Source organism: Aeromonas sp. Marseille-Q5825 (genome assembly GCF_946892685.1).
GTDB classification, from domain to species: domain Bacteria; phylum Pseudomonadota; class Gammaproteobacteria; order Enterobacterales; family Aeromonadaceae; genus Aeromonas; species Aeromonas rivipollensis.
Map to the genome: position 1 here is coordinate 1 of NZ_CAMPOU010000009.1, position 22,636 is coordinate 22,636.

23 protein-coding genes are annotated in these 22,636 nt (G+C 61.0%); 13 read left to right on the forward strand and 10 right to left on the reverse strand.

The genetic code is table 11. The features are described 5' to 3' along the window. Window positions 1-409: 409 nt before the first annotated feature. From hemG to pepQ, 4 genes are read right to left on the reverse strand one after another with little or no spacing between them, the layout of a single operon-like run. On the reverse strand, window positions 410-934 hold the full coding sequence (hemG, locus tag OC537_RS20165; protein WP_262113935.1) for a menaquinone-dependent protoporphyrinogen IX dehydrogenase: 525 nt from the start codon (window positions 932-934) through the stop codon (window positions 410-412). A gap of 7 nt (window positions 935-941) precedes the next feature. Continuing rightward, window positions 942-2,399 (reverse strand): TrkH family potassium uptake protein, encoded by a 1,458-nt coding sequence (locus tag OC537_RS20170; RefSeq protein WP_106885444.1) that lies wholly within the window; start codon window positions 2,397-2,399, stop codon window positions 942-944. Window positions 2,400-2,435: 36 nt separating this feature from the next. Continuing rightward, window positions 2,436-3,053 (reverse strand): YigZ family protein, encoded by a 618-nt coding sequence (locus tag OC537_RS20175; RefSeq protein ID WP_262113938.1) that lies wholly within the window; start codon window positions 3,051-3,053, stop codon window positions 2,436-2,438. Next, window positions 3,053-4,375 carry a Xaa-Pro dipeptidase gene (pepQ, locus tag OC537_RS20180; RefSeq protein WP_262113940.1) on the reverse strand — a complete coding sequence of 441 codons (1,323 nt, stop codon included), beginning with the start codon at window positions 4,373-4,375 and terminating at the stop codon, window positions 3,053-3,055. Before pepQ ends, OC537_RS20175 begins: the two co-directional genes overlap by 1 nt. Window positions 4,376-4,572: 197 nt before the next feature. Between pepQ and OC537_RS20185 the strand changes: the two genes are divergently transcribed. The 7 genes from OC537_RS20185 to OC537_RS20215 all read left to right on the forward strand — a co-directional run bounded on the left by OC537_RS20185 (window position 4,573) and on the right by OC537_RS20215 (window position 13,944). Further along, entirely contained in the window at window positions 4,573-6,510 is a 1,938-nt protein-coding gene (locus OC537_RS20185) for an acetoacetate--CoA ligase (protein WP_262113942.1), read from the forward strand. A gap of 204 nt (window positions 6,511-6,714) precedes the next feature. Beyond that, window positions 6,715-8,862 (forward strand): fatty acid oxidation complex subunit alpha FadB, encoded by a 2,148-nt coding sequence (gene fadB / locus OC537_RS20190; protein WP_262113944.1) that lies wholly within the window; start codon window positions 6,715-6,717, stop codon window positions 8,860-8,862. 21 nt (window positions 8,863-8,883) lie between these two features. Next, window positions 8,884-10,047 carry an acetyl-CoA C-acyltransferase FadA gene (gene fadA / locus OC537_RS20195; protein WP_262113945.1) on the forward strand — a complete coding sequence of 388 codons (1,164 nt, stop codon included), beginning with the start codon at window positions 8,884-8,886 and terminating at the stop codon, window positions 10,045-10,047. A gap of 284 nt (window positions 10,048-10,331) precedes the next feature. Further along, the gene (locus OC537_RS20200) at window positions 10,332-11,054 is read left to right on the forward strand and encodes a response regulator (RefSeq protein ID WP_025328790.1); all 723 of its coding nucleotides are present in this window, start codon (window positions 10,332-10,334) and stop codon (window positions 11,052-11,054) included. 51 nt (window positions 11,055-11,105) lie between these two features. Further along, window positions 11,106-12,551, forward strand: coding sequence for an ATP-binding protein (locus OC537_RS20205; protein WP_106885438.1), 1,446 nt, complete (start codon window positions 11,106-11,108; stop codon window positions 12,549-12,551). A gap of 5 nt (window positions 12,552-12,556) precedes the next feature. Next, window positions 12,557-12,691, forward strand: a complete 135-nt coding sequence (locus tag OC537_RS20210; RefSeq protein ID WP_262113948.1) for a hypothetical protein — start codon at window positions 12,557-12,559, stop codon at window positions 12,689-12,691. Beyond that, window positions 12,688-13,944 carry an ABC transporter substrate-binding protein gene (locus OC537_RS20215; protein WP_262113950.1) on the forward strand — a complete coding sequence of 419 codons (1,257 nt, stop codon included), beginning with the start codon at window positions 12,688-12,690 and terminating at the stop codon, window positions 13,942-13,944. The genes OC537_RS20210 and OC537_RS20215 overlap by 4 nt, the downstream gene beginning before the upstream one ends. Before the next feature lie 45 nt (window positions 13,945-13,989). Here OC537_RS20215 and OC537_RS20220 read toward each other — a convergent pair whose 3' ends face one another. Continuing rightward, window positions 13,990-14,181, reverse strand: a complete 192-nt coding sequence (locus OC537_RS20220; RefSeq protein WP_025328793.1) for a hypothetical protein — start codon at window positions 14,179-14,181, stop codon at window positions 13,990-13,992. Window positions 14,182-14,352: 171 nt separating this feature from the next. Between OC537_RS20220 and tusA the strand changes: the two genes are divergently transcribed. Together tusA and OC537_RS20230 are read left to right on the forward strand one after the other, a co-directional pair. Continuing rightward, the gene (gene tusA / locus OC537_RS20225) at window positions 14,353-14,598 is read left to right on the forward strand and encodes a sulfurtransferase TusA (RefSeq protein WP_234691438.1); all 246 of its coding nucleotides are present in this window, start codon (window positions 14,353-14,355) and stop codon (window positions 14,596-14,598) included. Window positions 14,599-14,619: 21 nt separating this feature from the next. Beyond that, a complete protein-coding gene (locus OC537_RS20230; protein WP_262113954.1) occupies window positions 14,620-14,964 on the forward strand; it encodes a RidA family protein in 345 nt (114 codons plus the stop codon). Window positions 14,965-15,041: 77 nt separating this feature from the next. Here the strand turns inward: OC537_RS20230 and OC537_RS20235 are convergent, their stop codons facing one another. The 4 genes from OC537_RS20235 to OC537_RS20250 form a co-directional block, all read right to left on the reverse strand. Then, window positions 15,042-15,698 (reverse strand): OmpA family lipoprotein, encoded by a 657-nt coding sequence (locus tag OC537_RS20235; protein WP_106885434.1) that lies wholly within the window; start codon window positions 15,696-15,698, stop codon window positions 15,042-15,044. Between the two features lie 165 nt (window positions 15,699-15,863). Beyond that, window positions 15,864-16,106 carry a hypothetical protein gene (locus OC537_RS20240; RefSeq protein WP_005323913.1) on the reverse strand — a complete coding sequence of 81 codons (243 nt, stop codon included), beginning with the start codon at window positions 16,104-16,106 and terminating at the stop codon, window positions 15,864-15,866. 120 nt (window positions 16,107-16,226) lie between these two features. Continuing rightward, a complete protein-coding gene (locus OC537_RS20245) occupies window positions 16,227-16,469 on the reverse strand; it encodes a hypothetical protein (RefSeq protein ID WP_106885433.1) in 243 nt (80 codons plus the stop codon). A gap of 175 nt (window positions 16,470-16,644) precedes the next feature. Next, window positions 16,645-16,899 (reverse strand): hypothetical protein, encoded by a 255-nt coding sequence (locus OC537_RS20250; protein WP_106885432.1) that lies wholly within the window; start codon window positions 16,897-16,899, stop codon window positions 16,645-16,647. A 285-nt stretch (window positions 16,900-17,184) separates the two neighbouring features. Between OC537_RS20250 and OC537_RS20255 the strand changes: the two genes are divergently transcribed. Then, a complete protein-coding gene (locus tag OC537_RS20255) occupies window positions 17,185-17,745 on the forward strand; it encodes a cysteine hydrolase family protein (RefSeq protein WP_262113958.1) in 561 nt (186 codons plus the stop codon). A gap of 61 nt (window positions 17,746-17,806) precedes the next feature. Here the strand turns inward: OC537_RS20255 and OC537_RS20260 are convergent, their stop codons facing one another. Then, window positions 17,807-18,388 (reverse strand): DNA-3-methyladenine glycosylase I, encoded by a 582-nt coding sequence (locus tag OC537_RS20260; RefSeq protein ID WP_262113959.1) that lies wholly within the window; start codon window positions 18,386-18,388, stop codon window positions 17,807-17,809. A 221-nt stretch (window positions 18,389-18,609) separates the two neighbouring features. On the opposite strand from OC537_RS20260, the gene glyQ reads away from it, so the two are divergent. From glyQ to OC537_RS20275, 3 genes are all read left to right on the forward strand, one after another. After that, window positions 18,610-19,533: a glycine--tRNA ligase subunit alpha gene (gene glyQ, locus OC537_RS20265; RefSeq protein ID WP_025328800.1), complete on the forward strand. Its 924-nt coding sequence runs from the start codon at window positions 18,610-18,612 to the stop codon at window positions 19,531-19,533. Between the two features lie 9 nt (window positions 19,534-19,542). Next, the gene (gene glyS / locus OC537_RS20270) at window positions 19,543-21,612 is read left to right on the forward strand and encodes a glycine--tRNA ligase subunit beta (protein ID WP_262113962.1); all 2,070 of its coding nucleotides are present in this window, start codon (window positions 19,543-19,545) and stop codon (window positions 21,610-21,612) included. Between the two features lie 215 nt (window positions 21,613-21,827). After that, the gene (locus OC537_RS20275) at window positions 21,828-22,592 is read left to right on the forward strand and encodes a hypothetical protein (protein ID WP_262113964.1); all 765 of its coding nucleotides are present in this window, start codon (window positions 21,828-21,830) and stop codon (window positions 22,590-22,592) included. The last annotated feature ends 44 nt before the right edge of the window (window positions 22,593-22,636 follow it).

Consider the following 22,636-nt stretch of genomic DNA (forward strand, 5'->3'; position numbering starts at 1 on the left):
CTGAAATAAACTGTGACAACCGAAGTTGTCTTGGTCACTTCACCAGACATTGAAAATCAACAAAATTGTTTGATGTTCGATGCTGTGAGTGCCCACACAGATTGCTTGATTCAAATTGTTAAAGAGCATCACGCTTATCGCGTTGAGGAGGCGCATCTTACGCTCCTCACTTCGAAAGTCAAGCGGTTGTTTTCGCTTTTCTTTCGGCGCCCACTTCGCTAGGAAGCTGGCTCATCAGTCCGGCGTGTTCCGCCGTGCTGGTAGGGGCGCATTATAGGGAGCCGCGCCGGGATGGCAAGGGTAAAACTGTAAAAAATGGCACTTTTTGCAGTTTGGTGGTTCAAGCGCCTATTTATCAAACAAAACGCCCCGCATAAGCGGGGCGTCAACGAGCTAGGGTGCGGATTAGCTACCTTTTTGACCAGAACTCCCGGGCAAAGGCGCGTACCTTTTCCCAATCGGTGAATTCGATGTCCTTGCTGGTATCCGTACTGCCGCCGGTGATCGTCATGATCAGCTGAATGATGCGGGTCTGCCACCAGTTGTAGCGGGAATATCGCAGCGCACCGGCAAACACTCCCAGTGTCTTCGGCTTCCACGGCGAGAGACGCAGAAACTTCTTCATATAAGCATTGGTCTGCGGTGCCTGCTTCTCGGGCTTGCGCGCCGTCAGGTTGACACAGAAGAAGGCAGCGTTGGCCACTTCCAGCTGTTCATGGTGTGCATGTATAAAGCTGAGCAAGCTGGGGTGGAAGTTGCCATAGCGGATGGAGGCGCCGATCAATACCTTGGCATACTTGCTGAGATTGCACATCGGCAGGGTGTGCAGATCCTGCATCACCACTTCGCATCCGGATATCTCCTCCAGCATGACATCCACAATTTTCCGCGTTTGCCCGTCCCGGGAAGAATAAAGCACCAAAATCTTGTCCATACCAACCTCAACTACGCCAGAATGCAGGAGTAAACAGTACCAGAAGTGTGAATATTTCCAATCGACCAAACAGCATGGCGACCACCAGTATCCACTGTGCCGTCGCCGAGATATTGCCAAAGTTGCTGGATACCTCACCCAACCCGGGCCCCACGTTGGTGAAGGCGGCCGCCACCGCCGTGAACGCGGTCACCTCGTTCAGTCCTGTCATCAGCAACAACAGCATGAAAATGAAGAACAGTATGATGTAGGTGGCGAAGTAGCCCCACACCGCCTCGACGATCCGCTCCGGCACCGCGCGACGGCCCAGTTTCAGGGTATAGATGGCCCGCGGGTGCACCAGTCGCTTGAGCTCGCGCATCCCCTGCAGGAACAGGATCATGAAGCGCATCACCTTGATGCCGCCCCCCGTGCTGCCGGCACAGCAGCCAATAAAGGCCGAGAACATCAGCAACATGGGCAGGAAGGAGGGCCAGTCGGCATAGCTGGTCGTGCTGTAGCCCGTGGTCGTGCCAAGGGAGACCGCCTGGAACAGGCCGTGGTTAAGCGCCTCCTGCCAGGTGGCGTAGTGACCATGGAACAGCAGGGAGACGAAGCAGATCAGCACCAGCACGCCCTGGATGCCCAGGAACACCTTCAATTCGGAGTCCCGCAGATAGCTGCTCAACCGCACGGGCTTGTGGGCGAATACCATGAAATGCAGGGCGAAGTTGACGCTGGCCAGCAGCAGGAACAGCACGGTAATCAGGTTGATGGCCGGGCTGTTGAAGAAACCTATGCTGGCATCGTGAGTCGAGAAGCCACCCACCGACAAGGTGGAGAAGGAGTGGCAGATGGCATCGAACAGCGTCATCCCCGCCATCCAGTAGGCCAGGGCACAGAGGGTGGTCAGCAACAGGTAGATGAACCAGAGCGCCTTGGCCGTCTCGGCGATGCGCGGAGTTACCTTGTTGTCCTTGACCGGCCCCGGGATCTCGGCGCGATAGAGCTGCATGCCCCCGATCCCCAGCAATGGCAGAACGGCCACGGCCAGCACTATGATCCCCATGCCCCCCAGCCATTGCAGCAGCTGGCGGTAGAACAGAAACGCCTTGGGCAGATCGTCCAGTCCGGTCAGCACTGTCGCCCCCGTGGTCGTCAGGCCGGAGAAAGATTCGAAGAAGGCCTCGGAGACCGACATGTTCGGCACGTCGCTGATGATGAAGGGGACGGCCCCCACGCTGCCCAGCACCACCCAGAACAGCACCACTATGAGGAAGCCTTCCTTGGATCTGAGGTCTTTCTTCTGATGGCGATTGGGGAACCAGAGCAGGGCACCGAGCAGGAGGGCGATGAAGAAGGAGTTCACAAACTCGGCACCGCCACCATCGCGATACCCAAAAGCAACCATCGCTGGCAGCAGCATGGTCGAGCTGAACAGCGCGACCAAGAGACCAACGATACGAATGATGCTCAGAATCTGCATTCCGGCTCCCCCTTCAGGCTAAAAGAGCGATGGATTCTAGCCATCTAAGGGGCGAAGAGATACCCGGCCATGGGTTCGGTCTGTCATTTCCTGATCCACCTGACTCCAGATGGCCGCATCCCAAGCCACCTGCAGGCGAACCTGCTGACCATAATCGGCGGCCAGCAACTGACCCTGGTGGGCCGAGATCAGGGCTTCCACCGCCCCCATGTCGCCATAGTCGCAGCAGATAAGGGAAGGGGTTTGCTGGCGCTTGATGCGGGTCTCGAGCCGCTTGAGCGCAGCCCCCACCCCGCCGCCATAGGCCTTGACCAGGCCGCCAGTCCCGAGCAGGACGCCACCGTAGTAACGCACCACCACGGCCGCTATCTCGCCGATGCCGGCCCCCATCAGCTGGGCCAGCATGGGTTTGCCGGCGGTGCCCGAGGGTTCACCGTCATCGCTGAAGCCATAGACCTGGCTGTCTTGTGGAGCCCCGGCGACAAAGGCCCAGCAATGGTGCCGGGCCGTCGGGTGCTGCCGCTTCACCTCGCCGATCCAGGCCTTGGCGGCCTCGACCGTCGGTGCATGGGCAATCAGGGTGATGAAGCGACTCTTCTTGATCTCCTCGCAAAGCTCCAGCGGCGCGGCCGGAATGGCATAGGCTGCCGCCATCAGAGCCCTGCTTGCCTGGTGAGGTTCTCCACCCCGTCCCCATGCAGGACGACGTTGTCCTCGATCCGGATGCCACCGAAGGGGCGCAGCGCCTCGACCTTGTTCCAGTTGACCCGCTTGCCCTGCTCGCTCTGACGCAGCGGCTCCAGCAGACTGTCGATGAAGTAGAGGCCGGGTTCTATGGTGAACACCTGCCCCACCTCCATCACCCGGGTGCAGCGCAGGTAGGGGAACTGCTCGGGCGCCGCCAGGTGGGTACCCCGCTCGTCCTGCATGAAGCCACCGGCATCGTGCACCTGCAGGCCAAGGAAGTGCCCCAGGCCATGGGGGAAGAACACATTGGTGACACCAGTGTGGATCATCTCGTCCACCGACATGTCCACCAGCTCGGTAGCCTGCAGCAAGCGCGCCAGTCTGTGGTGCATCTGCAGATGCAGCTCGCTGTAGCGGCGACCGGGTTTGATCTCCGCGATGATCTCCTGCTGCTGCACATCCAGCGCCGCGATGAGATCGGCAAACTCGCCCCGGCGCCAGGCCCAGGTGCGGGTAATGTCGGAGGCATAGCCGTGATAATCCGCCCCGGCATCGATCAGGAAGGAGTGGCGCTCCGCATCCGGTACCCGCTGGGTCGACAGATGGGTGTAATGGAGGATGGCCGCGTTGCGGTTGATGGCGACTATGTTGCCATAGGGCGCCTCATTGGCCCCCTGCCCGACCGCCTTCATGTAGGCCAGGTTGATCTCGAACTCGCTCGCCCCCGCCATGAAGGAGTCCTTGGCCGCAATGTGGCCGCGCACCCCGAGCCGATTCGCCGCCCGCAGACACTCCAACTCATAGGGCGTCTTGTAGGCACGGTGGTAGTGCAGGTAGTTGAGCACCGCCTCCGGATTGGGCTGTCCCAATCCCACCAGCTGGGCCACCTCGAGATGACCGCCCAGATAGGCCCACTCCTGCTTGTCGGCTGGCAAGTGATCCGCCACCTGCTCCGGCTTGGTCAGGAAGCGGATGTCGAAGAAGTCGACCCAGAAGGCATTGGGCAGGTCCGCCACCTTGTGCCAGAAGTCCACCGGCCGGTAGAACAGCAGCACCGGCTTGCTCACCCCGTCCACCAGCAGCCAGCAGTGGGGATTGTCCAGCACCGGCAACCAGGCCTTGAAGTGCGGATTGACCTTGAAGGGGTAATCCTGATCGTCGAGGAAGATGCGGTGGGTCTGGCCGGAGTGGATGGCCAGTCCGCTGAGCCCCTGTTGTTGCAGAATGTCGCGGGTGCGCTGCTGCAGGGTGTCTAGGTGCTGGGCAAAAAGTTGGCTGTAGCTGCTCATGGCGTCCTGCTCCGAGGTGAATGTGATAGCAGCATAACACCAAGCTCGGGGCGGCTCGACCCGTCAAGCTGCCGCTTCGTGAGGTAACGCATGCGTTACAAAGTGTTTGTTATCAACAGAAAACCAATCATTAACAAATCAAACACAATTCAATACACTGCCGGTAGACAGTAGATATCAGCAGTCAGGAACGATTCATGCAAAACCTTTGTCTGTGGAAACCGGATCAGGACAGGATGCAGCACTCCAACCTCCACCAGTTCATGGCCGAGGTCAACCACTTCCACGGCCTGCAACTGCGCAGCTACGCCGATCTCTATCAATGGTCGGTGGAGAAGACCACCCGTTTCTGGCCGCTGGTGTGGCAGCACTGCGGCGTCAAGGGAGAGCTGGGGGACATAGTGGCGGAGAACCGCCAGGAGATGCAGCGCGCCCGCTGGTTCCCCGACAGCCGGCTCAACTTTGCCGAGAACCTGTTGCGCCGCCAGGACGAGAGCCCGGCCATCATCTCCCGCCTCGAAGGGGGCGAGAGCCAGACCCTAAGCTGGCATGAGCTCGGCGATCGGGTGGCCCGACTGGCCCAGTGGCTGCGCAGCCAGGGCATAGGCCGTGGCGACGTGGTCGCCGCCTATCTACCCAATATTTCGGAAACCGTGGTTGCCATGCTGGCCACCACCAGCCTGGGCGCTATCTGGACCTCCACCAGCCCCGACTTCGGTGAAGCCAGCGTGGTGGAGCGCTTCGGCCAGACCCGGCCCCGGGTGCTGTTTGCGGTGGATGGCTACCGCTATGGCGGCAAGGCCATCGACATTCAGGCCAAGGTCGCCAGCGTGGTGAGCCAGTTAGACAGCATAGAGCAGACTGTGATGATCCCCCTGCTTGGCAACCCCCTGCAGCTCGGTCACGACTGGCATCAGGTGCTGGCGAGCCAGCCCGGGGCCCAGCTCGCCTTCGAGTCCATGGCCTTCAACGATCCGCTCTACATCCTCTACTCCTCCGGCACCACGGGCAAACCCAAGTGCATAGTCCACGGCATAGGCGGCACCCTGCTACAGCACCTGAAAGAGCACCAGCTGCACTGCGACATCAAGCCGGGGGAACGGGTGTTCTACTTCACCACCTGCGGCTGGATGATGTGGAACTGGCTGGTGAGCGCCCTCGCCTCCGGCGCCACCCTGGTGCTCTACGACGGCTCTCCCTTCTACCCGGATGGCAACGCGCTCTGGGATCTCGCCCGCGACGAGCAGGTCAGCCTGTTTGGCACCTCGGCCAAGTATCTGGATGCCCTGCACAAGCAGGGTTATGCCCCGATCACCACCCACCAGTTGCCGGCCCTGCGGCTTATCTGCAGCACCGGATCTGTGCTGTCGCCGGAGGGGTTTGACTATGTCTATCAGGGGATCAAACAGGATGTGCAACTCAGCTCCATCTCCGGCGGCACCGACATCTGCTCCTGCTTCGTCATCGGCAACCCCTTGAGCCCCGTCTATCGCGGCGAGAGCCAGGGCCGCGGTCTCGGCCTCGCGGTGCAGGTGTTCAACGAGGCGGGCCAGCCGGTACAGGGCGAGAAGGGGGAGCTGGTCTGCACTAAGCCATTCCCGGCCCAGCCCATCTACTTCTGGGGCGACGAGAACGGCGACAAGTACCACGCCGCCTACTTCGAGCGGTTCGACAACATCTGGTGCCACGGGGACTGGATAGAGCTGACCCCGAGCGGCGGCATCCTCTTCTACGGCCGATCCGATGCCACCCTCAACCCGGGGGGCGTGCGCATCGGTACCAGCGAAATCTACCGCTACGTGGAGCAGCTCGACGAGGTGGAGGAGAGCATCGTCATCGGCCAGCAGTGGCAGCAGGACGAGCGGGTGGTGCTTTTCGTCAAGCTCAAGGCTGGCATGAAACTGGATGAGCCCCTGCGCGAGCGCATTCGCCAGCAGATCCGCGAGCACAGCACGGCCCGCCACGTGCCCGCCCGCATCCTGCAGGTGGATGCCATCCCCCGCACCAAGTCCGGCAAGATAGTCGAGCTGGCGGTGCGGGAAGTGGTGCACAACAGGCCGGTCAACAACACCCATGCCCTCGCCGACCCCGAGGTGCTGAACCAGTATCGCAACAGGCCGGAACTGGCCAGTTGATAAAGGACTCATATCCAGAGCAGGCGCCGCAAGGCGCCTCTATTTTGCCCGTTTTGTGATGAGGAGCTTTTACTCGAGATCTGTTAAACAAATGTTTTAAATAGGTGTTGAAAATGTCTCCTTTTGGATCAATAGTGAGCCTCGCCCCCTGCTGGGGAGAAAGGAGCAAAGCCCCCCACCGCGTGGGAACAAGGAGACACTCTCATGATCTACCAAGGCGAAACCCTGTCGGTCAGCTACCTCGAACACGGCATTGCCGAGCTGAGGTTTGATGCCCCGGGTTCAGTCAACAAGCTGGATCGCGCTACCCTGCTCTCGCTGAGCGAAGCGATCGCCGCATTACAGCAACAAGCCGATTTGAAGGGTCTGATCCTCACCTCCGGCAAAGACGCCTTTATCGTCGGCGCCGACATCACCGAATTCCTGGAACTGTTCGATCTGCCGCAAGAAGATCTGCTCGGCTGGCTGAAAAAGGCCAACGACATCTTCAGCGCCATCGAAGATCTGCCGGTGCCGACCCTGTCCGCCATCAAGGGCCACGCCCTGGGCGGCGGCTGCGAGACCATACTCTCCACCGATTTCCGTCTGGCTGACACCACTGCCAGGATCGGCCTGCCCGAGACCAAACTCGGCATCATGCCAGGCTTTGGCGGCACAGTCCGTCTGCCGCGCCTGATCGGCGCCGACAACGCCCTGGAGTGGATCACCACAGGCAAGGATTACCGTGCCGATGACGCCCTCAAGGTAGGCGCCATCGACGCCGTGGTCGCCCCCGCTGCGCTGCAGAGCGCTGCGGTGCAGATGATCAAAGACGCCATCGCGGGCAAGCTGGACTGGCAGCGCCGTCGCGCCGCCAAGAAGGCGCCGCTGCGCCTCTCCAAGCTGGAAGCCATGATGAGCTTCACCACAGCTGCCGGCATGGTTGCCGCCGTAGCGGGCAAGCACTATCCGGCGCCCATGACAGCAGTCAAAACCGTCGAGGCCGCCGCCGGCATGAGCCGCGACGAGGCGCTCAACGTCGAGGCGCAAGGTTTCATCAAGCTGGCCAAGACCGACGTGGCCAAGGCGCTGGTCGGCATCTTCCTGAACGATCAGCACATCAAGGCGCTGGCCAAGAAGGCGGCCAAGCAAGCTGCCAAGGCCACAAGCCACGCCGCCGTACTGGGTGCCGGCATCATGGGGGGCGGCATCGCCTACCAGTCCGCCAGCAAGGGCATTCCGGCGGTGATGAAGGACATCAACGAGAAGGCGCTGGCGCTTGGCATGGGCGAAGCCACCAAGCTGCTCAACGGCCAGCTCGAGAAGGGCCGCATCGATGGCATCAAGATGGGCCAGGTGCTCTCCGCCATCACCCCGACCCTGAGCTATGACAGCGTCAAGCACGTGGATCTGGTGGTTGAAGCCGTGGTCGAGAATCCCAAGGTGAAGGCCGCCGTGCTGGGCGAAGTGGAAGGCATTATCGGTGACGACGCCGTCCTCGCCAGCAACACCTCCACCATCCCCATCTCCCTGCTGGCCAAGGGGCTGAAGCGTCCGCAGAACTTCTGCGGCATGCACTTCTTCAACCCGGTGCACCGCATGCCGCTGGTGGAGATCATCCGTGGCGAGCAGACCTCCGATGAAACCATCAACCGCGTGGTGGCCTATGCCGCCGCCATGGGCAAGTCGCCGGTGGTGGTCAACGACTGCCCGGGCTTCTTCGTCAACCGGGTGCTCTTCCCCTACTTCTTCGGCTTCAACAAGCTGGTCGCCGATGGCGCCGACTTCGCCGCCGTCGACAAGGTGATGGAGAAAGAGTTCGGCTGGCCCATGGGCCCGGCCTACCTGCTGGACGTGGTCGGCATCGACACCGGTCACCATGCCGGTGACGTCATGGCGCAGGGCTTCCCGGCGCGCATGAGCAAGGAAGGTCGCACCGCCATCGATGTGATGTACGACGCCAGCCGCTTCGGTCAGAAGAATGGCAAGGGCTTCTACGCCTACGAGCAGGACAAGAAGGGCAAGCCGAAGAAGGTGGCCGATGTGGCCGCTTACGAGCTGCTGGCCCCCATTGCCAAGCCGAAACAGGATTTCGACAAGGACGCCATCATAGCCCGCATGATGATCCCCATGATCAACGAGGTGGTGCTCTGCCTGGAAGAGGCCATAGTCGCCACGCCGGCCGAGGCCGACATAGCGCTGGTCTATGGTCTGGGCTTCCCTCCCTTCCGTGGTGGCGTGTTCCGCTATCTGGACACCATTGGTCTGGATCGTTACGTGGCCATGGCCGACCAGTATGCCGATCTGGGCCCGCTCTACCGCGTCAGCGACAAGCTGCGTGAGATGGCTGCCCAGGGCAAAACCTTCTACTGATTGCGGAAAGGAGATCCATTCATGAAAGACGTAGTCATTGTCGACTGTATCCGGACCCCCATGGGCCGGTCCAAGGGCGGCGCCTTCCGCAACGTGCGTGCAGAAGATCTGTCCGCGCACCTGATGAGCTCCATCCTGCTGCGCAACCCCAACCTAGACCCGAACGAAATCGAAGACATCTACTGGGGCTGCGTGCAGCAGACCCTGGAGCAGGGCTTCAACATAGCCCGCAACGCCTCACTGCTGGCTGGTATTCCGAAGCAGGTGGGGGCGGTCACCGTCAACCGTCTGTGCGGATCAAGCATGCAGGCGCTGCATGACGCTTCCCGCGCCATTGCGGTGGGTGATGGGGACATCTTCATCATCGGCGGCGTCGAGCACATGGGCCATGTGCCCATGAGCCACGGCGTCGACTTCCACCCGGGCATGGCGAAATCGGTGGCGAAAGCCTCCGGCATGATGGGGCTGACCGCCGAGATGCTCGGCAAGCTGCACGGCATCAGCCGAGCGCAGCAGGACGAGTTTGCCGCCCGCTCCCACCGCCGCGCCTATGCCGCGACCGTGGAAGGGCGCTTCGCCAGAGAGATCGTCGGGCTGGAAGGCCATGACGCCAGCGGCGCCCGCTTCTTCTACGACTATGACGAAGTGATCCGCCCGGAGACCACGGTCGAGACCCTGGGCCAGTTGCGCCCGGTGTTCGACCCGGTCAACGGTACCGTCACCGCAGGCACCTCCTCGGCCCTATCCGACGGCGCCGCCGCCATGCTGGTGATGAGCGCGGATCGCGCCAAGGCGCTGGGCCTCACCCCCCGCGCCCGGGTGCGCGCCATGGCCATTGCCGGCTGTGACGCCGCCATCATGGGTTACGGCCCTGTGCCGGCCACCCAGAAGGCGCTCAAGCGTGCCGGTCTGACCGTCGGTGACATCGACCTGTTCGAGCTGAACGAGGCCTTCGCCGCCCAGTCCCTGCCCTGCGTCAAGGATCTCGGCCTGCAGGATCTGGTGGACGAGAAGGTGAACCTGAACGGCGGCGCCATCGCCCTGGGTCACCCCCTCGGCTGCTCCGGTGCCCGTATCTCCACCACCCTGATCAACCTGATGGAAGAGAAGGATGCCACCCTGGGGGTCGCCACCATGTGCATCGGCCTGGGTCAGGGCATAGCCACAGTGTTCGAGCGGGTGTGATCTAAGCGGCTCACGCCAAGCGTGAGCCTGCATTGTCTTTTTGGGGTCGGCCCGTCCGGCCCGTTGTCGAGTCTGTGGAGCGCGCCACACGGGGTGCGCACCTGCCGTCGGAATCTGCGTGTTGGCCGGCCCGTTTGGGTCGGCCTTTTTTATTCCGATATCCCGATCAGGGCCGATTCGGGGGCTATATTGCCCATAACTTCACATTAGAGGGGGGCCTTGCTTGCTTTTTGCTCCCCCGACAGGTTCAATCTGCACAAAAAAATGGGTGGATGCACATACATATGTCAACGAGCAAACAACTGCTTATCGTCGACGACGATCAGGAGATCCGCGAGCTACTCAACGAATACCTGACCCGGGCGGGTTTTCAGGTACTGACGGCGGCCGAGGGCAACGAGATGCGCCAGCAACTCGCCCTGCACAGCCCGGACCTCATCATTCTCGATATCATGATGCCAGGCGACGACGGCTTTACCCTGTGCCAGCAGATCCGTCGCGACTCCCAGGTACCCATCATCATGCTCACCGCTGCCTCCGATGAGGCGGATCGGGTGATCGGCCTCGAACTCGGCGCCGACGACTACATCGCCAAGCCGTTCAGCCCGCGCGAGCTGCAAGCCCGCATCAAGGCGCTGCTGCGCCGTGCCGAATTCCGCCAGCCGGAGAAAGAAAAAGAGCCGAGCCGCCGCCTGCGCTTCGCCGACTGGACCCTGGACACCCTGAGTCACCAGCTGACCCACGACGACGGCAGCCTGCTGGATCTCTCCGGCAGCGACGCCCTGCTGCTCGGCATGTTCCTGCAACAGCCCGGCGTGGTGCTGGACAGGGACACCATCTCCGATGCCACCCGGGGCCGCGAGAGCCTGCCCATGGAGCGCGGCATCGATGTGCAGATCAGCCGTCTGCGCCAGAAGCTGGGTGACAACGGCAAGAGCCCGCGCATCATCAAGACCATACGCGGCAGCGGCTACATGCTGATCGCGGAAGTACACGAGATCCCGTGAAGGGTAAAAAGGTAGCAACAGCATGCTGACTGACAAGAGGCACGAGATCCCATGAGAGGTCGGCGATTCTGGCAGGCACTGGTCCCCCGCTCCCTGCTGTCACGGATGCTGCTGCTGTTGCTGCTCGCCATCCTGCTCTCCCAGACCATACTCACCGGCATCTGGATGCAGCAGATCCAGAAGCGGGAGCTGGAGGGCATGCTCAGCACCACCCGCAACCTGGCGCTCTCCGCCGCCTCCACAGTCAACTTCTTCAAGTCCCTGCCGCTGCAATACCGCCACATCGCCCTGGATCAGCTGCGCAACATGGGGGGCAGCCGTTTCTTCGTCTCCCTGAATGAAGAGGAGATCCACATCAGCGCCATCCCGGACAGCGAGCGCAAGACGCTGGTGCTCAAAGAGGTGGAGGAGGTGCTGACCCGCAAGCTCTCCGACGCCATGGCGATCAAGGTGGACTTCTCGCGGCCCGAGGAGCTGCACGTCTTCAACAACGACACCCTGCTGGCAGACCTGCCCTCCTCCTGGGCCCGCTATACCCTGTCGCTGGAGCCCATCAATCCGCCGGTGCTGGTGACCCAGATCGAGATAGAGCCGGGTGAGTGGCTCTATCTGGCGGCCCTGCTGCCCGCCCCCTACATGACGCTGGATGACACCGTCATGCCGAGCAACCAGGTGCGCTTCATCGCCCTGATGACTGTCTTCCTCTGCTTCTTCACCTTCATGCTGGTGCGCTGGCAGACCCGGCCCCTTCGCCGGCTGGCCAAGGCGGCGGTCAACCTCGGCAAGGACATAGATCAGCCCTCCCTCAAGGAGGAGGGTGCCTCCGAGATAGTGGCGGCGACCCGCGCCTTCAACATCATGCAGCAGCGCATCCGCCGCTTCATAGACGACAGAGAGCGGCTGTTCAGCTCCATCTCCCACGATCTCAAGACCCCCATCACCCGGCTGCGGCTGCGGGTCGAACTGCTCGACGACGAAGCCCAGATAGCCAAGTTCAACAAGGATCTGGACGAGCTGGAGCTGATGGTGAAGGGGGCGCTGCAAACGGTGAAAGAGACCGACATTCACGAGAACCTCGAGCTCATCGACATCAATGCCCTGCTGGAACAGATGGCGGAGGCCATGAACCTGCACGAGGATCTGCTCACCATAGAGGGGCACTGCAAGTGGCCCTATCGCGGCAAGCTGCTGGCCCTCAAGCGTTGCATCGGCAACCTGGTGGACAACGGCATCAAGTACGGCCACCGGGTGCGCGTCATCCTGATGGATGACGAAGAGATGCTGATCCTCTTCATCATGGACGAGGGCCCCGGTCTGCCGGAGGATCAGTTCGAGCGCATCTTCGAGCCCTACTACCGCCTCAGTACGGATTCCGCCGGAACCGGACTGGGTCTTGGCATAGCCCGCAACATAGCCCACGCCCACGGCGGCGATCTGGTGCTGGAAAATCGCCCCCAGGGCGGCCTGCAGGCCACCCTCTCCCTACCAAGGCAGTAACGCTTATGAAGTGGTTGTCGTTCTCTGTCATCGCCCTGTTGTCTCTGCCCGTCGCCGCCTCCCAGCGCGTCGGGGTGCTGCACTGGTGGCGTGCGGTCGGCACCGGCCACTCTCCTTCAATCAAGGCAGTCACAGTATGAAGTTGTTCCCGTTTGCCATTGTCACCCTGCTCTCCCTGCCCGTCGCCGCCTCCCAGGTGGAGGTGTTGCACTGGTGGACATCCGGCGGCGAGGCCAAGGCGGTGGAAGTGCTCAAATCGGAATGGGCCGAACAGGGCAACCAGTGGAACGACTTCGCGGTGCAGGGCGGCGGCGGCAAGAGCGCCATGACGGTGCTGAAAAGCCGGGCGCTGGCGGCCAATCCGCCGGAGGCGGCGCACCTCAAGGGCTATGAGCTGCACGAGTGGGCCAGCCTGGGTTTCCTGCGCGACCTCAGCCCCATGGCCGAGCACCTCGGCTGGTACCCGCAGCTCTCCCCCATGGTCCGTGACACCCTCAGCCAGAACGGCGCCCTGATGGCGGTGCCCACCGGCATCCACAGGGTCAACTGGCTGTGGCTCAACCGCAAGCTGTTCGAGCGGCTGGGGCTGACGCCCCCCACCGACTGGGAGCACTTCATGACGGTGGCGGAGCAGCTCAAGGCGCAGGGCGTCACGCCGCTGGCCATCGGCAACGAGCCCTGGCAGCTGGCGGTGCTGTTCGAGACGGTGGCACTCGGTGAAGGGGGCAAGGCCTTCTATCGCAAGGCCTTCCTGGAGCAGGACAGCGCCACCCTGACCGGCCCCGACATGGTGCGGGTGCTGACCCGCTTCCAGCAGCTGCGCGCCTATGTGCCGGAAAAATACGCCGGCCTGAAGTGGCACCAGGCCACCAACCTGCTGGAGAGCGGCGGCGCCGCCATGCAGATCATGGGGGACTGGGTGAAGGGGGAGCTGAGCGCCGGCAACTACAGACCCGGAGAGGACATCGACTGCCTGCCAAGCCCGGGAAGCCAAGGTCTCTTCAGCTACAACCTGGACTCCATCGCCATGTTCAAGCAACGGGATCCCGCCCAGCTACAAGCCCAGGGCGAGCTGGCCCGCCTGCTGATGACGCCGCGATTCCAGGAGGAGTTCAACCGGGTGAAGGGCTCCATCCCCGCCCTCACCCAGCCTGACATGAGCAAGTTCGATCGCTGCGCCATCCGCTCCTACCATGACTTCCAACGGGCGGAGCGGGACGGCAACCTGCTGCCCAGCATGGCGGAGGGCATGGCCGTGCCGACCAACATGCGCCAGGGGATCATGGATGTGCTGAGCAGCTTCTTCAACGACCCCAAGGCCAACCCGGAGCAGACGGCGCAGCAGCTGGAGCGGGCCATGCGCTCGACCCGCTCAGGCGCGGAGCAGAAATGACAAAGGCGGAATCGCTCCGCCTTTGTGGGTGAATCGTCATCCGATTCAGGATTGATCGTTCTCGTCCTCATCCTCGTCGTAGTAGTCGCTGAGCTCGATCCAGAGCCCCAGCCCTATCATCACCATGGACCCGAACCAGGTGCCGGTGTTTCCGATCGGGCTGCCCAGCACTATCATGGCGAACGACAGGAACCCCATGCCTGCGTAGGCTTGCAATCTGCCGTAGGAGACCTGCATATTCACACCTCCTTGTTGAATATGGTTCAATTTTTATATTACTCATCGGGCAAGGTCTGGATAGAGCCGGATCACACTTTGGTTACATATGCTGCTCGAAGACCCTGATGTTTGATTATTTTTTCGCCTTGAGTATCATTGGCAGCTGAATTGGTTGAAGGTTGATTATTGATGAGTGCTTTATTCTGCAACGCAACTCATGAGTTGGACGCAATCGGGCTTCGTTGCCCTGAGCCCGTGATGATGGTTCGCAAGAAAGTGCGGCTGATGGCCGAAGGCGAGACCCTGCTGGTCAGTGCCGACGACCCTTCCACCACCCGCGACATCCCGAGTTTCTGCCGCTTCATGGATCACACCCTGATCGCCAGCGAGACAGAGCAGGCCCCCTATCGCTATCTGATCCGCAAGGGTCAATGAGCCCCTGTACCGGAGCAATCCATGACGATTACCCGAATCGGCACCACGGCCCGCTGGTCTGATGTTGTCATCCACAACGGCACCCTCTATGTGGTGGAAGTCCCCGCCACCGACGAGGCCGACATTCACCAGCAGACCCGCGAAGTGCTGAGCAGCCTGCAACGCCTGCTGGAAGCCAACGGTTCCGGGGTCGACAAGATCCTGATGGCCAACATCTATCTCAAGGACATTGGCGACATAGCCGCCTTCAACGCCCAGTGGGATGCCTGGATACCGGCCGGTACAGCACCCGTTCGCGCCTGCGTGCAGGCCCGCCTGGCCCACGAAGGCTACAAGGTGGAAGTGCAGCTGACCGCGGCGATCTGAGCCGCCCGCCCAGCCTGAGATAGCAAAAGGCCCCGCCATCACTGGCGGGGCCTTTTCGTTACCGGCAACCGGGCGACTTAGGCAGTCGGGGTCAGGGTAATGGTCACACGACGGTTCTGGGCCTTGCCGGCGGCTGTGCTGTTGGTGGCAACCGGCTGATCCGGGCCCACGCCGCTGGTGGCGATGCGGCTGCCGGTCACGCCCTGACCGATCAGCTGGGCGGCGACGGCATCGGCACGCTGGGCGGAGAGCTTCATGTTCAGCTCGCGGGAGCCGGTGCTGTCGGTGTGGCCGACCACGTTCAGGCGGGTCTTGTCGAACTCGGCAACCACCATGGCCACGCCGGACAGGGTGTTGGCACCGGCGGCTTTGAGCTGGGCGCTGGAGCTGTCGAAGGTGACATTGTTCGGCATGTTGAGGATCAGCTGATCGCCGTTGCGAGTCACGCTGACGCCGGTGCCCTGCAGCTTCTCGCGCAGCTTGGCTTCCTGCACATCCATGTAGTAACCGATGCCGCCACCCAGGGCGGCGCCAGCGGCCACACCGGTCAGTATGCCCTTCTTGCGATCACCCTTGCTGGAGGAGAGCGCGCCCACGGCAGCGCCGGTGGCGGCACCGGCCAGTGCGCCCCAGGCGCCCTTGGAGGTCTGGGATTCACCGGTATAGGGATTGGTGGTACAGCCTGTCATGGCGATGGTCAGGGCAAGTGCAGGAACCAGTTTCTTGAAATGCATGAAAAAACCTCTGAAAAAGAACGACTCTAGCCGATGGCCGCGCATTCTAACCCAGAGAGGCGCCAGAGTGTGACGCGCGCATTACGGATATGAACAGGGGGGCCAAAGCCCCCCTGTGTCATGCCGTGAATGGCATGAGTGCTGCCTGCCCGGGCAGGCCGGACATCAATATTTGATGTCGCGCGCCTCGTCACGCCCTTCCTGCTTGTTGTCGCGGTGCTCCTGACGGCAATCGGCATTGCCCACCAGGCCTTCGCGGCACTCCTGCTTGGCGTCGCGGGATTCCTGACGGGTATCCTGACGCACATCGCGGGCTTCACGACGCTCCTGGGCCTGTTTGGTTGCCTGTGCAGGCAGGGCAGCCAACAAGGCTGTGGCTGCAAGCAGCGCGAATACGGTCTTCTTCATGGTGGCTCCTTGGCTAAACGAAATACACCGGCTTGGGATGTCTGAATTATACACTGGGGTCAAGATAACCGCGGGACGGGCGCCAGCATGGCGACCCGACAGGGAGGCGGCTTGTCAGGATCAATATTTGACGTCGCGGGCCTCGTCTCGGCCCTCCTGCTTGCTGTCGCGATGATCCTGACGGCAATCGGCATTGCCGACCACGCCTTCACGGCACTCCTGCTTGGCATCGCGGGATTCATCCCGGGTGTCCTGACGCACGTCACGGGCATCACGGCGCTCTGCGGCCTGTTCGGTTGCCTGCGCCGGCAACGAGGAGAGCAGGGCGCTGGCAGCCAGCAAGATAAAGGCACATTTCTTCATGATTAACTCCACGGGGTCGACGAGATGGCGGGGCATCCGGCAACTGATTTATATGAATTCACGGGTGGTGGTGTCTGGCGAGTTACCCGCCAGCAGGCTCGCAGGCCCTTGGGGGCGGCGAGCCTGCTCGGCTGAGGGCCCGATATGCCGCTTGCGGGCTAATCGGGCGCGTTCATCAGCGTTTGACGTCGTTGGCTTTCTCTCTGACGTCCTGTTTGACTTCACGCTTGTCCTGACGGCACTCGTAGTTGTCCTTCTGGTCGGCTTCGCGGCAATCCTGCTTGGCATCGCGGACCTCGGGACGCACCTCCTGACGCACATCGCGGGAGTCCTGGCGATCGGCCGCATGAGCAGGCAGGACGGCCAGCAGAGAGCAAGCCGCCAGGATCAGACTGCCGGCCGTGCGAATGCGAGATGAATTCAGTGACATGGATTAACCCTCAATGTTGATGGACCGATTTTGAGCAGGAGTGACTGTATGCCAGCTGTACCGAACAGCGGAAATGGGCCCCTGCCCCGCTGACACCTAGCCTAGCAGCGGCCGACGAGATGATCGCTCATCACTCCCGGCGCCGGCATAAGGGCAAGGAGGATGGAGCTGGCGCGGCGGCAGGGCGGGCAAGGTGGGGCAGCGCCTGCCGCCCCCCAGATGCGGGGTTGCCGCTCGACGGCCGGTGACCCCAGAGTGGGGGACATTCCTCACGGAGCCATGCCCATGTCATCCCTGCCCCACCCCGCCCTGCTCGTCATCGACCTCCAGGTCGGCCTTCTTCACGGCCCGGAGGCGCCCCATGCCGGTGCCGAGACCCTGGCCAACATCAATCGCCTGAGCCAGGCGGCCCGCGCCGCCAGTGTCCCCGTGCTGGCGGTGCGCCACACGGGCCCGGCCGGTAGCCCCATAGCCGCCGGCAGTCCGCTTTGGCAGCTTGCCCCTGGGCTGGTCGTCGGCGAGGCCGATCGGGTGTTCGACAAGCACAGACCCAATGCCTTTCAAGGCACCGGCCTCGATGGCTGGCTGAAGGAGGGCGGGGTGCAGACCCTGATAGTCACCGACATGAAGACCCAGTACTGCATAGACAGCACCTGCCGGGCGGCGGCGGATCTCGGCTACGCCGTGGTGCTGGTGAGCGATGCCCACACCTGCATGGATACCCCGCAGCTTGCTGCAACCCAGATCATCGCCCACCACAACGCCACCCTGGCCGGCCCCTTCGTGCGGCTGATGAGCAGCGACGAGCTGTGCGAGGCGCTGAGCCACACCCTTCAACCCGATTGATGACGGCCCCACAACGAAGAAGGGAGGCAGCCTGCCTCCCTTTTTCGTCTGCTCCGGCCGCTTATTCCGGCGCCCCTGACTGCTGGCACTCGGCGTGACAGGGGCAGGTCACCAGATGATCGTTCACCATGCCCACCGCCTGCATGAAGGCGTAGCAGATGGTGCTGCCGACGAAGGTGAAGCCGAGCTTCTTGAGGGCCTTGGCCATGGCGTCAGACTCTGGCGAGGTGGCGGGAATGTCGCCGTTGCCCTGCCGCCGATTGACCATGGGGACGCCGCCGACGAAGCCCCACAGATAGTCCGCGAAGTCGATCCCCTGCTCTTGCAACGCCAGATAGGCGCGGGCGTTTTTGATGATCGACTGCACCTTGAGGCGGTTGCGGATGATGCCTTTGTCCTGCATCAGCCGCTCCACATCCTGCTCGTCGAACCGGACGATGAGGGTGGGATCGAAATCGGCATAGGCGCGGTAATAGCTGTCGGTGCGCTTGAGAATGGTGATCCAGGAGAGCCCCGCCTGCTGGCCATCGAGGCAGAGCTTGGCAAACAACTCCCGCGGGTCGCGCACCGGCCGCCCCCACTGTCTGTCATGGTATTCGATATATTCCGGGTCCTTGGTCACCCAGGCGCAGCGCAGTTCCATTCCTCGTCTCCTGTTATTTTTCTCTGTCCGACTCTCTGTCCGACAAGGGGATTTCGTCGGCAACATGACGGGGCTTTCATCCCGGGCCAACCAGGCCCGGCGCAGCCCCGCCCCATGAATCCCCTACAATTTCGCCTATTATCCGACCATGCCAGACGGTATACTCCTTCGGTTCACATTCAGCAAATCTTGCTCTGATTTCACTTCGCGCGAAAAACACTATGCAAAAATTCGATGTCAAAACCTTTCAGGGCCTGATCCTGCAGCTGCAGGACTATTGGTCCCGCCAGGGCTGTACCATCATTCAGCCGCTGGATATGGAAGTGGGTGCCGGTACCTCCCACCCCATGACCTGCCTGCGCGCCCTGGGCCCGGAGCCCATCGCCTGCGCCTACGTGCAACCGTCCCGCCGTCCCACCGACGGCCGCTACGGTGAGAACCCGAACCGCCTGCAGCACTATTACCAGTTCCAGGTGATCATCAAGCCGTCCCCCGACAACATCCAGGAACTCTACCTCGGCTCCCTGAAGGAGCTGGGCATGGATCCCGAGATCCACGACATCCGCTTCGTGGAAGACAACTGGGAAAACCCGACGCTGGGTGCCTGGGGTCTGGGCTGGGAAGTCTGGCTCAACGGCATGGAAGTGACTCAGTTCACCTACTTCCAGCAGGTTGGCGGCCTCGAGTGCAAGCCGGTCACCGGCGAGATCACCTATGGTCTGGAGCGTCTGGCCATGTACATCCAGGGCGTGGACAGCGTCTACGACCTGGTCTGGTCCGATGGCCCGCTGGGCAAGACCACCTACGGCGATGTGTTCCACCAGAACGAGGTGGAGCAGTCCACCTACAACTTCGAACACGCCGACGTGGACTTCCTGTTCCACTGCTTCGAGCAGTACGAGAAGGAAGCCCAGCACCTGCTGGCACTGGAAAAACCGCTGCCCCTGCCCGCCTACGAGCGCATCCTCAAGGCCGCGCACTCCTTCAACCTGCTGGATGCCCGCAAGGCCATCTCGGTCACCGAGCGTCAGCGCTACATACTGCGCATTCGCACCCTGACCAAGGCCGTGGCCGAGGCTTACTACGCCTCCCGCGAGGCGCTGGGCTTCCCCATGTGTCAGCGCACTGAGAACAAGCAAGGTTAAGGAACGGACATGGCACAACATACATTTCTGGTAGAGATCGGTACCGCCGAGCTGCCACCCAAGGCGCTGCGCACCCTGGCCGAAGCCTTTGCCGACAACTTCAAAGCCGAGCTGACCAAGGCCGATCTGGCCTTCGGCGACGTCGAGTGGTTCGCCTCACCGCGCCGCCTGGCGCTGAAAGTAAGTGAGCTGGCCAGCGAGCAGCCGAGCAAGAGCGTCGAGAAGCGCGGCCCGGCCGTCTCCCAGGCGTTCGATGCCGAAGGCAAGCCGACCAAGGCCGCCGAAGGCTGGGCCCGTGGCAACGGCATCACGGTGGAGCAGGCCGAGCGTCTGGTCACCGACAAAGGCGAGTGGCTGGTTCACACCGCCAAGGTTGAAGGTCGTCCGGCGCGCGAGCTGCTGGGTGAGCTTGTAGCTTCATCTCTGGCCAAGCTGCCCATCCCCAAGATGATGCGCTGGGGCGACAAGACCATCCAGTTCGTGCGTCCGGTCTTCACCGTGACCCTGCTGCTGGACGGCGATCTCGTGCCTGCCCACATCCTGGGGATCGACTCTGCCCGCACCATCCGCGGTCACCGCTTTATGGGCGAGAGCGAGTTCCAAATCGACAATGCCGACCAGTACCCGCAGATCCTGCTGGAGCGCGGCATGGTGGTGGCCGATTTTATGGCTCGCAAGGCCAAGATCAAGGCTGACGTCGAAGCGGCCGCCGCCGCCTTCGGTGGCGTGGCCGATCTGGACGACGCCCTGCTGGAAGAAGTCACCGCACTGGTCGAGTGGCCTGTGGTGCTGACCGCCAACTTCGAAGAGAAGTTCCTGGCCGTTCCGGCCGAGGCCCTGGTTCACACCATGAAGGGTGACCAGAAGTACTTCCCGGTCTACGACAAGAGCGGCAAGCTGCTGCCGAAGTTCATCTTCGTCACCAACATAGAGTCGAAAGACCCGAGCCAGATCATCAGCGGCAACGAGAAGGTGGTTCGCCCCCGTCTGTCTGACGCCGAGTTCTTCTTCAAGACCGACCTCAAGCAGACCCTGGCCTCCCGCCTGCCGCGCCTTGAAACCGTGCTGTTCCAGCAACAGCTCGGCACAGTCCGGGCCAAGGTCGAGCGCATCGAGACCGTCGCCGGCTTCATCGCCGAGCGCATCGGCGCCAACGTGGCTCAGGCCAAGCGTGCCGGTCTGCTCTCCAAGTGCGATCTGATGACCAACATGGTCGGCGAGTTCGCCAGCACCCAGGGTGTCATGGGGATGCACTACGCCCGTCACGACGGCGAAGACGAAGTGGTGGCCGTGGCCCTCAACGAGCAGTACATGCCGCGCTTCGCCGGTGATGCCCTGCCGTCCGCGCTGGAAGCCTGCGCCGTGGCGCTGGCCGACAAGCTCGATACCCTGGCCGGTATCTTCGGCATCGGCATGCTGCCCAAAGGCGACAAGGATCCCTTCGCCCTGCGCCGCGCCGCCATCGGTGCCCTGCGCATCATGACCGAGAAGCAGCTGGATCTGGATCTGGTTGAACTGGTGGAAGAAGCGGTACGCGTCTACGGCGACAAGCTGACCAACAAGACCGTCGTTACCGACGTGGTCGACTTTATGCTGGGCCGCTTCCGCGCCGCCTATCAGGACGAAGGCATAGGTGCCGACGTGGTGCTGGCCGTACTGGCCCGCCGCCCGACCCGTCCGCTGGACTTCGATCGTCGCGTCAAGGCCGTCAGCCACTTCCGCAGCCTGGATGCCGCACTGGCCCTGGCCGCCGCCAACAAGCGCGTGAGCAACATTCTGGCCAAGGTCGAAGGCGAACTGCCGACTGCCGTCAAACCGGAACTGTTGCAGGATGCCGCCGAGAAAGCGCTGGCCACCCAGGTTGCTGCCCTGCAAGCCGAACTGGCTCCGCTGTTCGCCGCCGGTGACTATCAGGCCGCCCTCACCCGTCTGGCCGCCCTGCGCGAACCGGTCGACACCTTCTTCAACGAGGTGATGGTGATGGCCGACGACGAAGCCCTCAAGGCCAACCGTCTGGCACTGCTGAACAACCTGCGCAACCTGTTCCTGCAAGTCGCGGATATTTCCCTGCTTCAGTGATTTTGGTTGGTTCAGTGAAATAAAAACGGCGCCGTTAAGGCGCCGTTTTTATTTATCAGTTAACTTAGAGTGGTAAACTAACTGAGTAATATCCATTACAACACCTCGACATCCATTATTAAATAAATACTTTTCACCCCAAAAACTCAAATGTATAATCTAATAACAACTACTTCTTAGCTTATATTAAAAATTTATTAACGGTTTAAAATAAAATGACAACAGTTATTGTTTCGGACTCGGAAGCTGCATGTGATTCGCTGTGGACATATACGGATGGTTCAAAGGCTGAATCAAATATACACAAGTATCTTTATTTATCTGGATATGCTATCGAGGGTTATACACCAGACCCATTCATAGTTTTTTATAGTGGTACATACCGTCAGATAGTTCTTCACCAAGCATTAATGCTAAATCTTATTGATAGCACTGTATACATGACAGTGTCTAATTGGCTTTCAGACAGAGGTGAAAATAGGTTAGAGTATATTCAAATAAGAATAATCGATTGGAATATTACATCTGAATTCAATATAGGTAGTAAAAACCAAGTCCGTTATGCTGGCTCGGGGGGGGAATACGCCGCAGATTATTATCCTAAGTGTTATAATGTTTATACATGTGTTTCACATGCAATATCATTAGATAATTTATCTGGCCCAGATGTATCCCACTTCAGTAAGGATGGAAAACAGCAGGTACACATAATTGAAGTTACGCAAGTTATGTACGATACTTTATATATAGAAGTTGAAGGTATTGTTCAGAGCTATAAGGAGGAAAAAAACATGCCCATAGAAATAAAACAAACGGCTCCTGATGGAAAAGAGATAAATCGTACAGAATTAGAGGGCGCCATATCAAACAGCATTAAAAACATCAAAAAAGAAGAAAATGTCTCTACACTGTGGATTAACAATAAAAATGCGAAGAAAAAAGAGAATATTATAAAAAAGAAAGGAAAAATCACTCTTTAACTCAGAATTTAGGTGTACATATTCAGTTGTCACCTGACACCGGC